We start from the raw sequence: 19,429 nt of genomic DNA on the forward strand, positions 1-19,429 counted from the left end.
GCTTCTGTCAGGCTCCACCAGTAAACCGGGCACGAGACTGTACGGAGTCAACGGCACGAATCCCTTGGCCGGGTTCGTAGGGTCGGTACATGACCGTTGTGGACGAAACCCAGGGCGAGCCGAGCGACACCCGCGGCCGCGTGGCCGAACTGCTGGCACTGCGCGAGCAGGCCCGCCGCGGACCCAGCGACCGGGCGACCGAGGCGCAGCACGCCAAGGGCAAGCTGACCGCGCGCGAGCGCATCGAGCTGCTCCTGGACCCGGACTCGTTCCACGAGGTCGAACAGCTCCGCCGCCACCGGGCGACGGGTTTCGGTCTGGAGGCGAAGAAGCCGTACACGGACGGTGTGATCACCGGCTGGGGCACGGTGGAGGGCCGCACGGTCTTCGTCTACGCCCACGACTTCCGGATCTTCGGCGGTGCGCTGGGCGAGGCCCACGCCACCAAGATCCACAAGATCATGGACATGGCCATCGCGGCCGGTGCGCCGCTGGTGTCGCTGAACGACGGCGCGGGTGCCCGTATCCAGGAGGGTGTTTCGGCGCTCGCCGGGTACGGCGGGATCTTCCAGCGCAACACGCGTGCCTCGGGCGTCATCCCGCAGATCAGCGTGATGCTGGGCCCGTGCGCGGGCGGCGCCGCCTACAGCCCGGCCCTCACGGACTTCGTGTTCATGGTCCGCGAGACCTCGCAGATGTTCATCACCGGCCCGGACGTGGTGAAGGCGGTGACCGGCGAGGAGATCACGCAGAACGGCCTCGGCGGCGCCGACGTGCACGCCGAGACCTCGGGCGTCGCGCACTTCGCGTACGACGACGAGGAGACCTGCATCGCCGAGGTCCGCTACCTCATCGGGATGCTGCCCTCCAACAACCGGGAGAACCCGCCCACCGCGGCGAGCGACGACCCGGCCGACCGGCGCGGCGACGCCCTGCTCGACCTCGTACCGGCCGACGGCAACCGCCCGTACGACATGCACAAGGTCATCGAGGAGATCGTCGACGACGGCGACTACCTGGAGATCCACGAGCGCTGGGCCCGCAACATCATCTGCGCGCTGGCCCGCATGGACGGCCAGGTCGTCGGCATCGTCGCCAACCAGCCCCAGGCCCTGGCCGGGGTCCTGGACATCGAGGCGTCCGAGAAGGCCGCACGGTTCGTCCAGATGTGTGATGCCTTCAACATTCCCATCATCACTCTTCTGGACGTACCCGGCTTCCTGCCCGGCGTGGATCAGGAGCACGGTGGGATCATCCGGCACGGCGCGAAGCTGCTCTACGCGTACTGCAACGCGACGGTGCCGCGTATCTCGCTGATCCTGCGCAAGGCGTACGGCGGGGCCTATATCGTCATGGACAGCCAGTCCATCGGCGCCGACCTCACCTACGCCTGGCCCACCAACGAGATCGCCGTGATGGGCGCCGAAGGTGCCGCCAACGTCATCTTCCGCCGGCAGATCGCGGAGGCCGAGGACCCCGAGGCCATGCGGACCCGCATGGTCAAGGAGTACAAGACCGAGCTGATGCACCCGTACTACGCCGCCGAGCGCGGGCTCGTCGACGACGTCATCGACCCCGCAGAGACGCGCGAGGTTCTGATCGCCTCGCTCGCCATGCTCCGCTCCAAGCACGCCGACCTGCCGGCCCGCAAGCACGGCAACCCCCCGCAGTAGAAGACGGAGAGACACCCATGACCACTGCAACCGCCGAATCCGTGCTGCGCGTCGAGAAGGGCCTTGCCGACCCCGAGGAGCTGGCCGCCATCACCGCGGTCCTCCTCGCCCGCGCCGCCGCCCAGCCCGCCGACGCCCCCCGCCCCCACCGGAACACGGCGGGCTGGCGCCGCCTGGAGCGCACCTCCGGCTTCCGGGCGCCCCACAGCTGGCAGGGCTGACGCCCGGCCCGCACACGCGCACCGCGGTACGTCAAAGGCCCCGCACTCGTCGGAGTGCGGGGCCTTCGGCGTACGGGATGCGCTAGCGCAGGCGGGCCATGAGCGCGTGCTCGACGAGCGTGATGAGCGCGCTCTTGGCGTCCGCGCGGTGCCGCGCGTCCGTCGTCAGGATCGGGGTGTCCGGCCCGATCTGGAGGGCCTCGCGGACCTCGTCGGGGGTGTAGGGCTGGTGTCCGTCGAAGCCGTTGAGGGCGATGACGAACGGCAGCCCGCTGTTCTCGAAGTAGTCGACCGCCGGGAAGCAGTCCGCGAGACGGCGGGTGTCGACCAGCACCACCGCGCCGATCGCCCCCCGCACCAGGTCGTCCCACATGAACCAGAAACGGTCCTGGCCCGGCGTACCGAAGAGGTACAGGATCAGATCCTGGTCGAGCGTGATGCGGCCGAAGTCCATCGCCACCGTCGTGGTGGTCTTGTCCCCCGTGTGCGTCAGGTCGTCGATGCCCGCCGAGGCGGACGTCATCACGGCTTCGGTGCGCAGCGGATTGATCTCCGAAACGGCACCGACAAACGTGGTCTTACCCACGCCGAAGCCCCCTGCCACCACGATCTTCGCCGAGGTAGTGGAGCGGGCCGCTCCGCCGCTAGAGCTTGCGAAGTCCACTGAGCACCCTTTCGAGCAGTGTCACATCTGGCTGGCCGCCGGCGGACTCGTCGCCGCCGGGCTGATGGATAGCGACGAGTCCGGCCTCGGCCAGGTCGGCAACGAGAATCCGGGCAACGCCGAGAGGGATCGAGAGGAGGGCCGAAATCTCGGCCACCGACTTGATCTCGAAGCACAGCCGGCAGATCCGCTGATGCTCGGGCAACTGCCCTTGCAGCCGGGACGGATCAGCCGTGGTACTGACCAACGCCTCAATGGCGAGTTGGTAGCGCGGTCGGGTCCGGCCGCCTGTCATGGCGTACGGACGGACCAGTGGGTTGTGCGCGGCCGGAGCCGCCGGTTCGGGAGCCTGTCGCGGCTGCTGCACCGGCTGGATACGGGGCTCCTGCCGGGGCCAGTCGGAGCCGGGCGGCCCGTAATGCGGCTGCCCGTAGGGCCGGTAGGGCTGCTGAGGCTGCTGAGCGCCCTGTCTGCCGGGTGCGGAAGGGTAGTTGAAACGATCGTCCCCGTGCTCACCCGTTGCGTGCCGGTCACCGTCGTACCGGTGCCCGCCTGGGGGTGTACCCACGATTCCTCCTCCGCCTGCCGGACCCGATCCCAGTGGGTCCGCGCCACCGCACCCTATGGTGCGGTGACGCGAAGCGCACTGTCTGGTTACTGGATAAGACTAGTTAAGAAGACTTCCCTGGAGTTCGGCACGGAGGTCCGGCGTCAACACGCTGCCCGCACGGTCGACCAGAAGGGCCATTTCGTACCCGATGAGGCCGATATCGGCGTCCGGGTGTGCGAGAACGGCCAAGGAAGACCCGTCGGATACGGACATGATGAAGAGGAATCCACGCTCCATCTCCACAACCGTCTGATTCACCGCGCCGCCCTCGAAGATCCGCGAGGCGCCCGCGGTCAGCGAGGTCAGACCGGAGGCGACCGCCGCCAGCTGGTCGGCGCGGTCGCGCGGGAAACCTTCGGACATCGCCAGCAGGAGTCCGTCGGCGGAGACCACCACCGTGTGCGACACCCCGGGGGTGTTCTCCACGAAGTTGGTGATCAACCAGTTCAGATTCTGCGCCGCCTGGCTCATCGGGCTCACACTAACGCTCCTGGTTGTAGGTAGTACTTGTGTCGGCACCCGCGTTGCGTCCCCGCAGGACACCGCGTCGCAGGTTGCTCAGCCTGCCACGCACGTCCTCCGGGGCGCGGGAGACCTGGGGGCCGTCCTGCTGGGTCTGCTCCGCCGTGCCCTCGACCAGATTGGCCTTGGGTACGCGCCGGGGCAGACCGGACGGGGTTATCCCGCCCGCCTTGGGCTCCCGGAGCTTCTCGGCCCGCTCCCAGCGCTCGTCGTTGGCCGAGCGCCAGTCGTCGGAACCGTCGGTTCCGTTGTTTCCCCCGGCGGCCTGCCGTGCCGGGTCGGGCCGCTGCGGCGGTTCCTGCCGCGCGTCCTCCCGCACGGGGCCGGGCCGGCTGTTGCCGCGGCCCGTGGGCTGCCAGTGCTGCTGGCTGCCCCGGCGCGGCAGACCGGCGTCGGTCAGCTCGTGGCCGGCGCTCGGAGCGGGGCCCGAACGCTCGAAGCCTACGCGTTCCCGCTCCTCGGCGGGAGCGCTCGCCGCAGATTCCGTTTCCGCCTGCGTGACCGGTTCGAAGCCACCCTGATACGCGCTCTGAGCAGGCCACTCCTCCTGCTGGGGCTGGACGCCGTACTGCTCGTCATAGCCCTGCTCGGGGGTCGCGGGGGCCGCGTATGCCGCCTCCGCATAGCCGTTCTGGGGGGCGTCGTAGCCGGGCTGCGCGGCATAGCCGGCGCCGGCGGCGTACGGGTCGTAACCGCCCTCGTACGAGGCGCCCGGGTAGACCTCCTGACCGTTTCCGGCGTAGGGGTCCTGGCTGTAGCCGGTCTCGGCGTACGCGTCCTGGCCGTAGCCGGGCTCGGGGTACGCCTGCTGCTCCGGCTGCTGCTGCGGCGGCTCCTGGCCCTGCTCCGGCTGCTGCGGGAACGGCCGGCGCTCACCGGCGCCCGTCTGGGCCTCCAGCGCCGCCCGGCGCTCCTCGCGGGCCAGCGAGCGGCCCACCGGGTCGAGCCGGCCGGTCTCCCCGGACGCCTCCTCGTAGCGCGAGTCGTCGAAGCCGAGCTCGGCCGCCGTGCGCAGCCGCTCGTGCGGCTGGGCGTCGAGGTCCTGCTGCGGGATGATCGAGGAGACGGTGAAGTCGTCCTGCTCCGGGGCCTCGCCGCCACCGCCGTGGGTGATCGCGTCCGGCAGCATGACCAGCGAGGTGGTGCCGGCCTGCTCGCCCGAGGGGCGCAGCTGGACGCGGATGCCGTGCCGGTCGGCGAGCCGGCCGACCACGAACAGGCCCATGCGCTGCGAGACGGCGGCGTCCACCGTCGGCGGGTTGGCCAGCTTGTGGTTGATGTCGGCGAAGTCCTCGGCGGTGAGGCCGATGCCCTTGTCGTGGATCTCGATCATCACGCGGCCGTCGGGCAGCCGGGTCGCGGTGACCCGCACCTTGGTCTGCGGCGAGGAGAACGTGGTGGCGTTCTCCAGCAGCTCGGCCAGCAGGTGCACGAGGTCGGTGACGGACTGGCCGTGGATCTCGGTCTCGGGGACGCCGGACAGCTCGATGCGCTCGTAGGACTCCACCTCGGACGAGGCGGCCCGCAACACGTCCACCAGCGGCACCGGCTGGTTCCAGCGGCGGCCGGGCTCCTCGCCGGCGAGGACGAGGAGGTTCTCGCCGTTGCGCCGCATACGGGTCGCCAGGTGGTCCAGCCGGAACAGGCTCTCCAGCTGGTCCGGGTCGGCCTCGTTGTTCTCCAGGTCGGTGATCAGGGTCAGCTGGCCCTCGATGAGCGACTGGTTGCGGCGCGAGAGGTTGGTGAAGATCGCGTTGACGTTGCCCCGGAGCATGGCCTGCTCCGCCGCGAGCCGGACCGCCTCCTGGTGGACCTGGTCGAAGGCGCGGGCGACCTCGCCGATCTCGTCCTGGGAGTTGATCGGGATCGGCTGCACCCGGGTGTCCACCCGGCCGGGGTCGGTGCGCGAGAGCTGGTCGACCAGCGCGGGCAGCCGCTGCTCGGCGATGCCGAAGGCAGCGGTGCGCAGCCGGCGCATCGAGCGGCTCATCTGGCGGGCCATGAACCCGGCGACGACGAACGCGGCCAGCAGGGCGACGAGCACGATGGTGGCGTTGACGACGGCGTCGGTGCGGGCGTCGGACGAGATCTCCGCCGCCTCCGCCACCGCCTTGTCGACCAGCTCGTCCTCGACGGTGGTGTAGCCGTCGAACTTGGCGGTCGCGGCGGCCATCCAGGTGTCGGGCGTGATGCCCTTGGCCTTCAGCTCCTCGGGGGAGCGGCCGAGACCGATCTCCCGGGCCATGCCGTCGTAGGCCGAGCCGTCGATGGTGGGCGGGGCCACGAACGGCACCCCGGCCGCGGCGGCCTTCGCCTTGGCGGCCTTGAGGTCGGCGGCGCCGGCCGCGGCCTTGGCGCTCATGACCTTCTTCAGCCGGGCCGCGTCGGCCTCCGTACCGCCGGAGGTGAACTCACCGAGGGCGATCTGCTCCAGGTAGTTGTACGAACCGAACGCCTTGACCTGGTCGTTGAACTTGGCCTCGTCCTTGCTGGGGCGGACCAGGAGGTGCATGCCGATGGAGCGCTGAAGCGATTCCGCGGCCTTGGCCAGCTCGATCGCGTAGACGGTACGGCCGTAGCTGGTGATGTTGCCGGTGCCCAGGCCCAGTTCGTTGCAGAACTCCATCAGGGAGTGCTGGACCTGGACGTAGCCCTCCTCGGTCTTCACCGGGTCCATGGCCGCGCTGTAGGCCGCCTTGCGCAGCTGCGGGAGCTTGGGCTCCTCCAGCTCGAACAGCTTGAGGCGGCGCTGGAGGCCCTCCTTGGCCGGCATGCCCTTGACGGCCTCGTCGAACTTCTCGGCGGCGGCGTCGGTCGCGGCACGGGTCTGCGTGACGACCTCGTCCTCGCGTTCGTTGGACAGCAGCGGCTGCGCGGTGAGGTCGCGCTCGTTGAGCAGGGCCTGCCCGTACTCGGCGGCGGCCCGCACGATGAGCGCGGTCTTCTCCGCGTCCTGGGCCTCCTGCCAGGTGTTGATCGAGCCCTTCACCTGGAAACCGCCCATGACCAGGCCGACCAGGGCGGGGATGAGCAGGATCGCGTTCAGCCGGGTGGGCACCCGCCAGTTGCGCGGGGACAGCCGGCTGGTGCTGCCACCTGCGGGCAGTGCCCCTTCGGACACCTCGGCGGACGGCGCCGCGGCACGGGGCGGCGGGGTGAAGCTGCCCCGCTCCGCCTGCGCCGGGGAGCCCTCGTTGTTACGCCTCACTCGACCAACAACCTCTCGGCTCGGCACCTACGCTGTGCCGTTTTTTCGTTCAGGGCCGTACTACTCGGGAGTCGGTGGAATTGCAGCACGGCCCGGGGCCGCGTTCCAAACAGGCGGAATCAGCGATTCCGAGTGGCTCACGCCTCGGATAAATCGGGCATAAAGAGCGAGCCCCGCCAAAAGGCGGGGCTCATGTGAGCGCAGTGACACCGCTCGTACGCATCCGGTGTCGATTGCGGGGCAATTCTCTTTCGAAACGTTATGAAGGCGGGGGCGGATCGTGTCAAAGGACACAGCCCGCCCCCGTGTGACTACGGTAACTACCGTACGCAGATACCGACTTGCGGCTACTTGAGCCGGGCCATCAGCGCATGCTCGACGAGCGTGATCAGACCGCTCTTCGCGTCAGCGCGGTGCCGCGCGTCCGTGGTGATGATCGGGGTGTCGGGACCGATCTGGAGGGCCTCGCGGACCTCGTCGGGGGTGTAGGGCTGGTGTCCGTCGAAGCCGTTGAGGGCGATGACGAACGGCAGCCCGCTGTTCTCGAAGTAGTCGACGGCCGGGAAGCAGTCGGCGAGCCGGCGGGTGTCGACCAGCACGACGGCGCCGATGGCGCCGCGTACCAGGTCGTCCCACATGAACCAGAAGCGGTCCTGGCCCGGCGTACCGAAGAGGTACAGGATCAGGTCCTGGTCGAGCGTGATGCGGCCGAAGTCCATCGCCACCGTCGTGGTGGTCTTGCCACCGGTGTGCGTCAGGTCGTCGATGCCCGCCGAGGCGGACGTCATCACGGCTTCGGTGCGCAGCGGATTGATCTCCGAGACGGCACCGACAAACGTGGTCTTGCCCACGCCGAACCCACCGGCCACGACGATCTTCGCCGAGGTGGTGGCCCGAGTCGCCGCGCCGCCGTTAGAGCTTGCGAAGTCCACTGAGCACCCTTTCGAGCAGTGTCACATCCGGCGCGCCGCCGGCCTCTCCATTGCCCGGCTGGTGGATGGCCACCATGCCGGCTTCCGCCAGGTCCGCCACGAGAATCCGCGCCACACCGAGGGGCATCGACAGCAGGGCCGAAACCTCGGCCACCGACTTGACCTCGCGGCACAGTTGACAGATCCGCTGATGCTCGGGCAGCAGCGTCCCCATGTGCGCGGGATCGGCCGTGGTACTGACCAGGGCCTCTATCGCTAGCTGGTAGCGCGGTCGGGTCCGGCCGCCGGTCATGGCGTACGGACGGACCAGCGGCTGGTCGCCCTCACTGTCGTACGACGCGTGACTGGACGCGCCGTACGGATCGGATGAGGCGGGTGGCGGGGTCATGAATCCTCCGGGCGTGACAGCAGGGTGTCGGCTTGCCGTCTGAAGGGGCCGGTGGGGGGCTGTAAACGGCCGGACGGGCGAGGGTTGAGTCTTCCTTGATTGATCGTCTGTGTCACTGGTTCACGGTCGCCTAGTGGAGCAGGCTGCCCTGGAGCTCCGCACGGAGGTCCGGGGTCAGGACGGTTCCCGCCCGGTCCACCAGCAGCGCCATCTCGTAGCCGACCAGGCCGATGTCGGCGTCCGGGTGGGCCAGCACGGCCAGCGAGGAGCCGTCCGAGATGGACATCAGGAACAGGAAGCCCCGTTCCATCTCGACCACGGTCTGGCTGACGGCGCCGCCCTCGAAGATCCGGGAGGCACCCGCCGTCAGCGAGGTCAGTCCGGACGCGACGGCCGCCAGCTGGTCGGCGCGGTCGCGCGGGAAACCTTCGGACATCGCCAGCAGCAGACCATCCGCCGAGACCACCACCGTGTGCGACACCCCTGGGGTGTTGTCCACGAAGTTGGTGATCAGCCAGTTCAGATTCTGCGCGGCCTGACTCATCGGGCTCAACTAACGCTCCTCATGGTGAGTAGGGCCGAGGGGGAAACTTCCGGTCTGGCCGCTCCCCGCCTGGCGCCCCTGCTGGATGCCCCGGCGGAGATTGGTCAGACGCCCGCGTACATCATCGGGCGCCCGCGAGACCTGCGGGCCGGACTGATGGTCCTGCTGCTGGGCGGTACCGGGCACCAGGTTGGCGCGCGGGACCCGCCGAGGCAGACCGGATGTGGTGATTCCGCCCGCTGCGGGCTTCTTCACACGCTCCGCCTGCCGGACGATCTCGTCGTTCGGCGAGGCGCGCCAGGCGCTCGTCGCACCGCTGTCCCCGAGCGTCCGCTGCGGCTGCGGCGCGGGAGCCGGCGGCTCCTGCACGGGCTGCGACGGGAACTCCTGGGACCGCTCCGGTGCGGCGGGCGGCTGCTGCGGGGCACCCGGCTGCGGACCGCGGAACCAGTTGGTCTCCAGCGTGTCGTACAGCGGGGTGCGGCCGTCGCCGGGCCCGGAGGCCGGCGGCAGCGCTTCGGGCTGCTGCGGCTGCTGCGGCAGCGCCGGACGGAACGGGGCCTCGGGGGCCGGGGCCGCCATGGGCGGACGCGGCGCGCCGAAGTCCTGCCCGTCGCGCGGCCGGGGCGCCGGCTGCTGCGGGGCGCCGAAGTCCGGACGGGCGAACTGCGAGGTGCTCGTCAGGTCCGGGCTCTGCGGGCCGTTGCCGTACGAGCCGGTGTGCGGCTGCGGCTGCTGCTGCGGGCCGTTCGGCCGGCCGGGCGCCGGGGCCGAGAAGTCCGGCCGGGCGAACTCCGCCGTGGCACCGGGCCCCTGACGGTCGTCCGCCGGGGACTGCGGGCCGGCCGGCCGGCGGAAGGCGCCGGTGTTCTCCGACTCCTCGTGGCCGCGCGGCGCGTCGGTGCCCCAACTCGTCGTCTGGGGGCGCTGCGGGGCCGGGAAGCCGTTGTCCTGGCCGCCCGCGGCCGGGGTGCCGCCGGGCAGTTCGGCGCGCGGGCCGCCCACGGGCGGGAGCCGGCGCTCGTCCTGGGCCGGACCGCGCGGCGCGTCGAAGGCACCGCGGCCGTCCTGGCCGCCCTGGTCGAACCGGGGCTGCTGGGGCTGCGGGTGCGGGACCTGCCGGGCGGGACCGCTCGGCTCGGGCCGCCGCTGGTCGAACAGGCTGGGCCGGTTCGAGTCGCCGCCGCCGTCGCCCCGGGCGCCGAGCCGGGCACCGCCGAACGCACCGGCGAGGCCGCCGCCCTGACGGGGGCCGTCCTGGGCCGGGCGGCCCTGCGGGTTCTGGAACGCCGACTCCTGCGCGCCCGGTCCGCCCGGCGGGTTCTGGCGATTGCCGTCGCGGGAGGGCAGCGCGGCGCGGGGGCCGCTGCCGGGCGCGACCTGGTCGCGCTGGGGGCCGCCGGTGCCGCTGACGGCCCGGCCCTGCTGGCCGGGGCCGCCGTTGCCGCCCGTGAGCAGCCCGCCGGGGGCCTGCCGGCCGGGCGCCTGCTTGGGGGCCGGCTGCTTGCCGCCGTTGGCGATGTCGACCGGGAGCATGACCAGCGCGGTGGTGCCGCCCGAGTCGGAGGGGCGCAGCTGGATGCGGATGCCGTGACGCAGGGAGAGCCGGCCGACCACGAACAGGCCCATGCGGCGGGAGACGGAGACGTCCACGGTGGGCGGCGAGGCGAGCCGCTCGTTGATCGCCGCCAGGTCCTCCGGGGACAGGCCGATGCCGGTGTCGTGGATCTCGACGAGCACCCGGCCGTCGGGCAGCGCGTGACCGGTGACCCGGACCTTCGTCTGCGGCGAGGAGAACGAGGTGGCGTTCTCCAGCAGCTCGGCGAGCAGGTGCACGAGGTCGTTGACGACCCGGCCGGCGACCTCGGTGGCGGGCACCGCGGCCAGTTCGATGCGCTCGTACTGCTCCACCTCGGACGCGGCGGCGCGGAGCACGTCGACGAGCGGGACGGGCCGGGTCCACCGGCGGCCCGGCTCCTCGCCCGCGAGGACGAGGAGGTTCTCGCCGTTCCGGCGCATTCGGGTCGCGAGGTGGTCGAGCTTGAAGAGCGAGGACAGCTGGTCCGGGTCGGCCTCGCGCGACTCCAGCTCGGAGATGAGCGAGAGCTGGCGCTGGATGAGGCCCTGCGACCGGCGCGAGAGGTTGGTGAACATCGCGTTGACGTTGCCCCGCAGCAGGGCCTGCTCGGCGGCGAGCCGGACCGCCTCGCGGTGCACGTCGTCGAAGGCCGCGGCCACCTTCCCGATCTCGTCGCGGGAGTGGACGCCGACCGACTCGACGGAGGTGTCCACGTCCTGCGGGTCGGACTCGGAGAGCTGCTTGACCAGCTCGGGCAGGCGGTCCTGGGCGACGCGGGTCGCGGTGTCCTGGAGGCGGCGCAGCGAGCGGATCATGGACCGGGCCACGACGAAGGCGCCGACCAGGGAGACGCCGAGGACGAGCAGGATCAGCGCACCGGAGACGATCGCCTCGCGCTGCGACTCGTCGCGCAGCTCGCGGGCCTTGCTCTCCATGTCGCTGAGCAGGGTCTCCTCGACCAGCTTCATGGCGTTGATCTTGGTGGTGTCCTGGTCGTACCAGTTCATGTACGAACGGCGCGAGGCGGGACCGCTCACGGCGGCCGGGTTCTCCAGCATCTTCTTGGCGTACGTCTCCGCCGCCTTGATGTCCGGGTGCCCGCCCTGCAGCGACGCGGTCAGCTGCTCGGCGTTCTGGCCGGTGGAGGAGTAGATCGTGGTGAACGTGGTGGTGGCGGCGGCTTCCTTGCGCTGCGCGGCCTGCCCGTACTGCTGGTCGTTGCGGTCGAGGTCGGGCTTCTCCTCGTCGTTGGTCGGCAGTGCGGCGGCGATGACCGCGCGCTGGATCGAGGCGTACTCCTTGGCGGAGGAGAACGCCGCGAGCGCACGCGTCCGCTTGATCATCTCGGGGCTGCTGGTCGCCTGCGCCATGTCCTGGGAGAGGCTCAGCAGCGAGGTGATCAGCTGGCTGTAGGCGTCGACCGTCTGGAGGCTCGGACTGCCCTCGGTGTACGCCTCCTTGCGGATCTCGCGAATGGTGCCGACCTGTGTGGCGATCTGCTGGACGCTGTTGCGGATGCTCTCCAGGGTCTCGTCGCCCTGGGTGTCACCGATCTGCTTCGTCGCGGCGAAGAACGCGGTCTTCGCCCGGTCGGTCCTCTTGCGTGGCTGAGTGACCTTGAAGTCGGTGGCCGGGACGCCGTTGGAGAGCGGACCCGCCGTCTTGTCGCGCTCCTCCTGGAGCGCCTGCGCCAGGGCGGTCGCCTGCTTCGTCATGCTCGTCAGCAGCTGCATGTGCTCCAGCTGCTGGATGTCGTTCATGGAGTCGTTGATGCGCAGACCGCCGAGTGTGGTCGCGGCGACCACGGGCAGGGCCAGCAGGGAGACCAGGCGCGTGCTGATGCGCCAGTTGCGCAGCGCCAGGCGCGAGCCGGTGTCGACCGGTCCCCGCGGCGTGGGCGCGGTGGCCTGTTCGGACTCGCCGCCGGCGGGCGGCGCGGCACCGGGGTGCCGTTCGCGGTCGCCGTGATCACCGGCCGCGGCCGGTGCGGGGTTCTGGGCGTGCTGGGGCGAGGAACCGCGGTCGGTCCCGCCGCGCGGCTCCTGTTCCGCCGGAGCGCTGCCATCCCTCTTGAAACGTCCCTGCACTAGCGTCGCAACCTCTGGACCAGGCGCTTCCCCGTCGTGAACGGAGGAAACGGTGTCGGCGTGGTGGGGCGTTGGGCCGCCCCCATGTAGGTGGTCGTGAATGACCGGCGCTCTTCCCCTTCCCGCCGCCACTCGGCGCTGCGTTGCGCCCCCTGCGCGCCGGTGTGAAACCTGCGGCGGTGCGTGGAATTTCAGCACAGTGGCGGATCTCCAACAAGGGCCAGGTACCGTGCTGTGACCTGGGTGACACCCTGTGACGGACACGTGACAAGCGGTATGGGCGGTTCTGGGGCATGCCGGACTATTGGGTGCGAGCCTCCTCGGAGGTGAGGGTGTCCCAGTCGCCATGATCAGGAGCGGAATGACAGGTTCAGGGGTGACATGTCCGTTTTGGTGGTCCAGACCATGTGTCCGAATTGGGGTCATTGTCGGGGTGTTGGTGAGCAAACTCACACAAAGGTCGCGTCGATTTTCAGCCACCGGCAGGGAATTACATGTTTGGCCGCACGCTTTACTGGGGCGGCGGAACCGACAACCGGCGCCCTCTCGGACGAGCGGCGCCCCGACGACAGGGCCTGTACGGCAGATGAACTCCACGAACCTCGCCAACCCCCGGCGCACCACGCTCGCCCACCTCGAGGACGCCGGGTCGCTGCAGACCGCGGAACTCCGTGAGCACGCGGTCCAGCTGCCCGCGCAGACCGCGAACCCCCGCCGCACGATCCTGATGACGGCCCCGGCCGCCACCCCGCCCGCCGCGGAGTAGCGCCATCGCACGGGGACGCCCCTCACGCGCCGCCCGCTCCGTCCCCACCGGGCGAAGAGCTAGCCTGGAGCGGCAAGGTTTTCAGGCACCCAGCAAGCAGTGAGGGGCGACAGCAACCCGTGCGCATCGCCAGGTTCTCCATCGACGGCAATGTCGCCTTCGGCGCGGTCGAGGGCGACGGGCCCGACGGTCTCGTCCTCGACATCATCAAGGGCATCCCGTACTCCGGGTTCGAGCTCTCCGGGACCAAGGTCCCGCTGAACAAGGTGCGGCTGCTGCCGCCCGTGCTCCCCAACAAGGTCGTGGCCATCGGCCGCAACTACGCGGAGCACGCCGCCGAACTCGGCCACGAGGTCCCCGACGTCCCCGTCGCCTTCCTCAAGCCCACCACCTCGGTGATCGGCTCCGGCGACGCCATCGAGTACCCCTCCTTCTCCGACGAGGTCCACCACGAGGCCGAGCTGGCCGTGGTCATCGGCCGGATGTGCCGCGAAGTGCCGCGCGAGCGGGTCAAGGACGTCGTCTTCGGCTACACCTGCGCCAACGACGTCACCGCCCGTGACGCCCAGAAGCGCGAGAAGCAGTGGGCGCGGGCCAAGGGCTTCGACACCTCCTGCCCCCTCGGCCCCTGGGTGGAGACCGACCTCGACCCCCGCGACCTCGCCATCCAGGCCACCGTCAACGGCGAGCAACGCCAGCTCGGCCGGACGAGCGACATGATCCGGAGCATCGAGGACCTGGTCGTCCACATCACGGAAGCCATGACGCTGCTTCCGGGCGACGTGATCCTCACCGGCACTCCGGCGGGGGTCGGACCCCTCCACGTCGGCGACGAGGTCGCCGTCACCATCGAAGGCATCGGCACTCTCACCAACAAGGTGATCAAGCGTGGCTAACGCAGCTGTACGAGTACGTTTCTGTCCCTCCCCGACCGGCAACCCCCATGTCGGCCTGGTCCGGACTGCCCTCTTCAACTGGGCGTTCGCCCGGCACCACCAGGGCACCCTGGTCTTCCGCATCGAGGACACCGACGCCGCCCGCGACTCCGAGGAGTCCTACGAGCAGCTCCTCGACGCCATGCGCTGGCTCGGCCTCGACTGGGACGAGGGCCCCGAGGTCGGCGGCCCGCACGGCCCCTACCGCCAGTCGCAGCGGATGGACATCTACAAGGACGTCGCCGACAAGCTCCTGGCCGGCGGCTACGCGTACCCCTGCTACTGCACCACGGAGGAGCTGGACACCCGCCGCGACGCCGCCCGCGCCGCCGGCCGCCCCTCCGGCTACGACGGCCACTGCCGTGATCTCACCGCCGAGCGGAAGGCCGCGTACGAGGCCGAGGGCCGCGCGTCGATCGTCCGGTTCCGGATGCCCGACGAGGCGATCACCTTCACCGACCTGGTCCGCGGCGACATCACCGTGCAGCCGGAGAACGTCCCGGACTACGGCATCGTCCGCGCCAACGGCGCCCCGCTGTACACGCTGGTCAACCCGGTGGACGACGCGCTGATGGAGATCACCCACGTCCTGCGCGGCGAGGACCTGCTCTCCTCCACCCCGCGCCAGATCGCCCTCTACCGGGCGCTCATCGAGCTGGGCGTGGCCAAGGACATCCCCGCCTTCGGACATCTGCCGTACGTCATGGGCGAGGGCAACAAGAAGCTCTCCAAGCGCGACCCGCAGGCCTCGCTCAACCTCTACCGCGAGCGCGGCTTCGTCCGCGAGGGGCTGCTCAACTACCTCTCGCTGCTGGGCTGGTCCATCGCCGAGGACCGCGACATCTTCGACATCGACGAGATGGTCGCCGCCTTCGACATCGAGGACGTCAACGCCAACCCGGCCCGCTTCGACCTCAAGAAGTGCGAGCACGTCAACGCGGAGCACATCCGCCGCATGGACGTGAAGGCGTTCACCGAGGCGTGCGGCCCCTGGCTGAAGGCGCCGTTCGCCCCCTGGGCCCCGGAGTCCTTCGACGCCGAGGTGTTCGCCGAGATCGCCCCGCACGCCCAGACCCGCGTCACGGTGCTCTCCGAGATCACCGCCAACGTGGACTTCCTGTTCCTGGACGAGCCGGTGCGCGACGAGGCGTCCTGGGCCAAGGCGATGAAGGAGGGCTCCGACGCCCTCCTCGTCACGGCCCGCGCCGCACTGCTCGCCGCCGACTGGAACGCGGACGCCCTCAAGGCCGCCATCCTCGCCGCCGGTGAGCAGCACGGCCTCAAGCTCGGCAAGGCCCAGGCCCCGGTCCGCGTCGCCGTCACCGGCCGCACGATCGGCCTGCCCCTCTTCGAGTCCCTGGAGATCCTCGGCCGCGACCGCACGATCGCCCGCATCGACACGGCCCTGGCCAGGCTGGCCGCGTAACCCCCCGCGCACACACCGGAGGCCGGACCCCCCCGCGGGGCCCGGCCTCCGGCGTTAGCGTGGGGCCATGCCCATCAGAGCCGTCCTCTGGGACATCGACGACACGATCTTCGACCACACGGCGGCCGCCGCCACTGGCATGGCCCGGCATCTCGCGGCGGAGGGGCTGCCTCCCGGCCACGCCACGGGTGACGCGGCGGTCGAGGCGTGGCAGCGGCTCACCCGGCGGCACTGGGCGCGGTTCGCGGCCGGGGAGACGGACTGGCAGGGGCAGCGCCGGGACCGGGCCAGGGAGTTCCTCGGCAGGCCGCTGGACGACGCCGAGGCCGATGCCTGGTTCGCCCGCCATGTCGCCCACTACGAGGGCGCCTGGGCGCTCTACCCGGACACCGTCCCGGTGCTGGACGCGCTGGCGGGGACGTACCGGCACGCCGTGCTCTCCAACGCCGCCCAGGAGCAGCAGCACCGCAAGCTCACGGTGCTCGGGGTGCGCGACCGGTTCGAATCGCTGCTGTGCGCCGCCGAACTGGGCGTCGCCAAGCCCGCGCCGGGGGCCTTCCTCGCCTCCTGCGAGGCGCTGGGGCTCGCGGCGCACGAGGTGCTGTACGTGGGGAACGAGCCCGACATCGACGCGGCGGGCGCGACGGCCGCCGGTCTCGCCGGCGTCTGGCTGGACCGGGACAATGTGGGCGGGCGGCCCGAACTCGTGCGGATCACCGGGCTCGACCAGCTGCCCGGACTGCTCGCGGGCGATACCCGTTTTGGAGCGCCGGACACCTTCGGGTAATGTTCTTCCTGCGCCGCCCGAGCGGGCCGAAAGATCCGGCCGGGAAGCGCAGACAGAAACAAGACCCCCAGGGGTTGAGTTTCAGTGGGCTATGGTGTAATTGGCAACACTACGGTTTCTGGTACCGTCATTCTAGGTTCGAGTCCTGGTAGCCCAGCGCAGTACAGAGCAAGTTGTAGGACAAGCCCCCGTTGTGTAGCGGCCTAGCACGCTGCCCTCTCACGGCAGTAGCGCCGGTTCGAATCCGGTCGGGGGTACAGATCCTTCCCGCGAGATCATCTGGGTCGCACCCACGGTCTCGATGCAGGATCGCTAGGGCCCCCGTTGTGTAGCGGCCTAGCACGCTGCCCTCTCACGGCAGTAGCGCCGGTTCGAATCCGGTCGGGGGTACTTGCAACACCATGGGCTATGGTGTAATTGGCAACACTACGGTTTCTGGTACCGTCATTCTAGGTTCGAGTCCTGGTAGCCCAGCGCAGTACAGAGCAAGTTGTAGGACAAGCCCCCGTTGTGTAGCGGCCTAGCACGCTGCCCTCTCACGGCAGTAGCGCCGGTTCGAATCCGGTCGGGGGTACAACAGAGCACGAGACAAAGGCCCTTCATTTCGGTGAGGGGCCTTTCGTATGCGCGCGACGCGTTCGCCGCGCGGCACCGCCGGCGCGCGAAGTGACGCGGTGGGAAAGGGCGAAGAGGAAGAAGGGGGCCGCCACGACGCTGGGGCGGCCACGGAGGAGACGGAAGGCGCGGGCCGGGGTCAGCCGCTGCGGCGCAGCGCCTCACTCAGCCGGGCCGCCGAGTCGATGACGGCCTGGGCGTGCATCCGGCCCGGGTGCCGGGTCAGCCGCTCGATCGGGCCGGAGACCGAGACGGCGGCGACCACCCGGTTCGACGGGCCGCGCACCGGGGCGGAGACCGAGGCCACGCCCGGCTCGCGCTCACCGATCGACTGGGCCCAGCCGCGCCGCCGTACGCCGGAGAGCGCCGTCGCCGTGAAACGGGCGCCCTGGAGGCCGCGGTGCAGCCGTTCCGGCTCCTCCCAGGCCATCAGGATCTGCGCGGAGGAACCGGCCTTCATGGTGAGCGTGGAGCCGACCGGTACGGTGTCCCGCAGGCCGGACAGCCGTTCCGCCGCGGCCACGCAGATGCGCATGTCGCCCTGCCGGCGGTAGAGCTGGGCGCTCTCGCCGGTGATGTCGCGCAGATGGGTGAGCACCGGGCCGGCCGTGGCCAGCAGGCGGTCCTCGCCCGCGGCCGCCGCCAGCTCGGAGAGCCGTGGGCCGAGAATGAACCGGCCCTGCATGTCCCTCGCCACCATCCGGTGGTGTTCCAGTGCCACGGCCAGCCGGTGGGCCGTGGGTCGTGCCAGCCCGGTCGCTCCGACCAGCCCGGCGAGGGTGGCCGGTCCGGACTCCAGGGCGCTCAAAACCAGAGCCGCCTTGTCGAGAACGCCGACGCCGCTAGAGTTGTCCATACGACGATACTCGCGTCTCACTCTGTGAAACGCAAGTTCAAATTTCCCGGGAAGTTGCGAACCTGTACCGGCGGCCCCACAACGGCCCGTAGCCACCGCCCCGTACGGGGGTGCCGGACGAGTCCGGACGGGGGCGCACCGAATCTCTAGTTGGGCCGGCGATGACGCCGGCCGGAGGGAAAGCGATGGGTAGGACACTCGCGGAGAAGGTCTGGGACGACCATGTTGTCCGGCGCGCCGAGGGCGAGCCCGACCTCCTCTTCATCGATCTGCACCTGCTGCACGAGGTGACCAGCCCGCAGGCGTTCGACGGTCTGCGCCAGGCCGGGCGCCCGGTGCGGCGCCTCGATCTCACCATCGCCACCGAGGACCACAACACCCCGACCCTCGACATCGACAAGCCGATCGCCGACCCGGTCTCGCGGGCGCAGCTGGAGACGCTGCGCAAGAACTGCGCGGAGTTCGGCGTACGGCTGCACCCGCTGGGTGACGTCGAGCAGGGCGTCGTGCACGTGGTCGGTCCGCAGCTGGGCCTGACCCAGCCCGGCACCACCGTCGTCTGCGGCGACTCCCACACCTCCACGCACGGCGCGTTCGGCGCCCTCGCGTTCGGCATCGGCACCAGCCAGGTCGAGCACGTGCTGGCCACCCAGACACTGCCGATGGCGCGCCCGAAGACCATGGCGATCACCGTCGACGGCGAACTGCCCGACGGCGTCACCGCCAAGGACCTGATCCTGGCGATCATCGCCCGGATCGGCACCGGCGGCGGCCAGGGCTACATCCTCGAATACCGCGGCTCCGCCATCGAGAAGCTCTCGATGGAGGCCCGGATGACCATCTGCAACATGTCGATCGAGGCCGGCGCCCGGGCGGGCATGATCGCCCCCGACGAGACCACCTTCGCGTATCTCAAGGGGCGTGATCACGCCCCGCAGGGCGAGGACTGGGACGCCGCCGTCGCGTACTGGAAGACGCTGCGCACCGACGACGACGCGGTCTTCGACGCCGAGGTCGTCATCGAGGCCGCCGAACTGGCGCCGTTCGTCACCTGGGGCACCAACCCGGGCCAGGGCGCGCCCCTGTCGGCCAACGTCCCCGACCCCGCTTCGTACGAGGACGCCTCGGAGCGCAACGCCGCCGAAAAGGCCCTGGAGTACATGGGGTTGACCGCGGGACAGCCGCTGCGCGAGATCAGCGTGGACACCGTCTTCGTGGGCTCCTGCACCAACGGCCGCATCGAGGACCTGCGCAACGCCGCCGCGATCCTGGACGGCCGCAAAGTCGCCGACGGCGTACGGATGCTGGTCGTCCCCGGCTCCGTCCGGGTGGCCCTGCAGGCCGTGGACGAGGGCCTGGACAAGGTCTTCACCGCCGCCGGCGCCGAATGGCGGCACGCTGGCTGCTCGATGTGCCTCGGCATGAACCCCGACCAGCTGGCCCCCGGCGAGCGCTCCGCCTCCACCTCGAACCGCAACTTCGAGGGCCGGCAGGGCAAGGGCGGCCGTACGCACCTGGTCTCCCCGCAGGTCGCCGCCGCGACCGCCGTGCTGGGCCATCTGGCCTCGCCCGCCGACCTGTCCGACGCCCCCGTCGCCGCTGGAGTCTGATCAGCC

At 70.6% G+C, this 19,429-nt stretch carries 16 protein-coding genes and 5 tRNA genes; 12 read left to right on the forward strand and 9 right to left on the reverse strand.

The features are described 5' to 3' along the window. Positions 1-89: 89 nt before the first annotated feature. Together DNK56_RS27145 and DNK56_RS27150 are read left to right on the forward strand one after the other, a co-directional pair. A complete protein-coding gene (locus DNK56_RS27145) occupies positions 90-1,673 on the forward strand; it encodes an acyl-CoA carboxylase subunit beta (protein ID WP_111338425.1) in 1,584 nt (527 codons plus the stop codon). Positions 1,674-1,690: 17 nt separating this feature from the next. After that, entirely contained in the window at positions 1,691-1,894 is a 204-nt protein-coding gene (locus DNK56_RS27150) for an acyl-CoA carboxylase subunit epsilon (protein WP_111338426.1), read from the forward strand. 82 nt (positions 1,895-1,976) lie between these two features. Here the strand turns inward: DNK56_RS27150 and DNK56_RS27155 are convergent, their stop codons facing one another. The 8 genes from DNK56_RS27155 to DNK56_RS27190 all read right to left on the reverse strand — a co-directional run bounded on the left by DNK56_RS27155 (position 1,977) and on the right by DNK56_RS27190 (position 12,428). Continuing rightward, positions 1,977-2,558, reverse strand: a complete 582-nt coding sequence (locus DNK56_RS27155; protein ID WP_014048542.1) for a GTP-binding protein — start codon at positions 2,556-2,558, stop codon at positions 1,977-1,979. Next, a complete protein-coding gene (locus DNK56_RS27160; RefSeq protein ID WP_111338427.1) occupies positions 2,539-3,126 on the reverse strand; it encodes a DUF742 domain-containing protein in 588 nt (195 codons plus the stop codon). Before DNK56_RS27160 ends, DNK56_RS27155 begins: the two co-directional genes overlap by 20 nt. 99 nt (positions 3,127-3,225) lie before the next feature. Next, complete coding sequence (locus DNK56_RS27165; protein ID WP_199563693.1) at positions 3,226-3,639, reverse strand: roadblock/LC7 domain-containing protein; 414 nt, start codon at positions 3,637-3,639, stop codon at positions 3,226-3,228. Positions 3,640-3,649: 10 nt separating this feature from the next. Then, complete coding sequence (locus DNK56_RS27170; protein WP_111338429.1) at positions 3,650-6,898, reverse strand: sensor histidine kinase; 3,249 nt, start codon at positions 6,896-6,898, stop codon at positions 3,650-3,652. Between the two features lie 347 nt (positions 6,899-7,245). Beyond that, positions 7,246-7,830 (reverse strand): GTP-binding protein, encoded by a 585-nt coding sequence (locus tag DNK56_RS27175; RefSeq protein WP_028444348.1) that lies wholly within the window; start codon positions 7,828-7,830, stop codon positions 7,246-7,248. Beyond that, the gene (locus DNK56_RS27180; RefSeq protein ID WP_111338430.1) at positions 7,811-8,218 is read right to left on the reverse strand and encodes a DUF742 domain-containing protein; all 408 of its coding nucleotides are present in this window, start codon (positions 8,216-8,218) and stop codon (positions 7,811-7,813) included. Before DNK56_RS27180 ends, DNK56_RS27175 begins: the two co-directional genes overlap by 20 nt. Positions 8,219-8,348: 130 nt before the next feature. Then, positions 8,349-8,762, reverse strand: a complete 414-nt coding sequence (locus DNK56_RS27185) for a roadblock/LC7 domain-containing protein (protein WP_006127850.1) — start codon at positions 8,760-8,762, stop codon at positions 8,349-8,351. A gap of 9 nt (positions 8,763-8,771) precedes the next feature. Beyond that, on the reverse strand, positions 8,772-12,428 hold the full coding sequence (locus DNK56_RS27190; protein ID WP_111338431.1) for a sensor histidine kinase: 3,657 nt from the start codon (positions 12,426-12,428) through the stop codon (positions 8,772-8,774). Positions 12,429-13,014: 586 nt separating this feature from the next. Between DNK56_RS27190 and DNK56_RS27195 the strand changes: the two genes are divergently transcribed. The 9 genes from DNK56_RS27195 (at position 13,015) to DNK56_RS27235 (ending at position 16,916) form a co-directional block, all read left to right on the forward strand. Beyond that, positions 13,015-13,194 carry a hypothetical protein gene (locus DNK56_RS27195; RefSeq protein ID WP_111338432.1) on the forward strand — a complete coding sequence of 60 codons (180 nt, stop codon included), beginning with the start codon at positions 13,015-13,017 and terminating at the stop codon, positions 13,192-13,194. Positions 13,195-13,313: 119 nt separating this feature from the next. Next, positions 13,314-14,090: a fumarylacetoacetate hydrolase family protein gene (locus DNK56_RS27200; protein WP_111338433.1), complete on the forward strand. Its 777-nt coding sequence runs from the start codon at positions 13,314-13,316 to the stop codon at positions 14,088-14,090. Continuing rightward, a complete protein-coding gene (gene gltX, locus DNK56_RS27205; protein ID WP_111338434.1) occupies positions 14,083-15,555 on the forward strand; it encodes a glutamate--tRNA ligase in 1,473 nt (490 codons plus the stop codon). The genes DNK56_RS27200 and gltX overlap by 8 nt, the downstream gene beginning before the upstream one ends. 67 nt (positions 15,556-15,622) lie before the next feature. Next, positions 15,623-16,342 carry an HAD family hydrolase gene (locus DNK56_RS27210; protein WP_111338435.1) on the forward strand — a complete coding sequence of 240 codons (720 nt, stop codon included), beginning with the start codon at positions 15,623-15,625 and terminating at the stop codon, positions 16,340-16,342. 85 nt (positions 16,343-16,427) lie between these two features. Next, positions 16,428-16,499 (forward strand) — tRNA-Gln (locus DNK56_RS27215). Between the two features lie 27 nt (positions 16,500-16,526). Further along, positions 16,527-16,599, forward strand: a tRNA-Glu gene (locus DNK56_RS27220). A gap of 60 nt (positions 16,600-16,659) precedes the next feature. Next, positions 16,660-16,732 (forward strand) — tRNA-Glu (locus DNK56_RS27225). Between the two features lie 12 nt (positions 16,733-16,744). After that, positions 16,745-16,816 (forward strand) — tRNA-Gln (locus DNK56_RS27230). Between the two features lie 27 nt (positions 16,817-16,843). Further along, positions 16,844-16,916 (forward strand) — tRNA-Glu (locus DNK56_RS27235). Between the two features lie 180 nt (positions 16,917-17,096). On the opposite strand, the gene ndgR is transcribed toward DNK56_RS27235, so the two are convergent. Further along, a complete protein-coding gene (ndgR, locus tag DNK56_RS27240; RefSeq protein WP_073963755.1) occupies positions 17,097-17,813 on the reverse strand; it encodes an IclR family transcriptional regulator NdgR in 717 nt (238 codons plus the stop codon). 185 nt (positions 17,814-17,998) lie between these two features. On the opposite strand from ndgR, the gene leuC reads away from it, so the two are divergent. Then, the gene (gene leuC / locus DNK56_RS27245) at positions 17,999-19,423 is read left to right on the forward strand and encodes a 3-isopropylmalate dehydratase large subunit (RefSeq protein ID WP_111338436.1); all 1,425 of its coding nucleotides are present in this window, start codon (positions 17,999-18,001) and stop codon (positions 19,421-19,423) included. Positions 19,424-19,429: the final 6 nt, after the last annotated feature.

The sequence above is a fragment of the Streptomyces sp. AC1-42W genome (assembly GCF_003248355.1).
GTDB lineage: Bacteria > Actinomycetota > Actinomycetes > Streptomycetales > Streptomycetaceae > Streptomyces.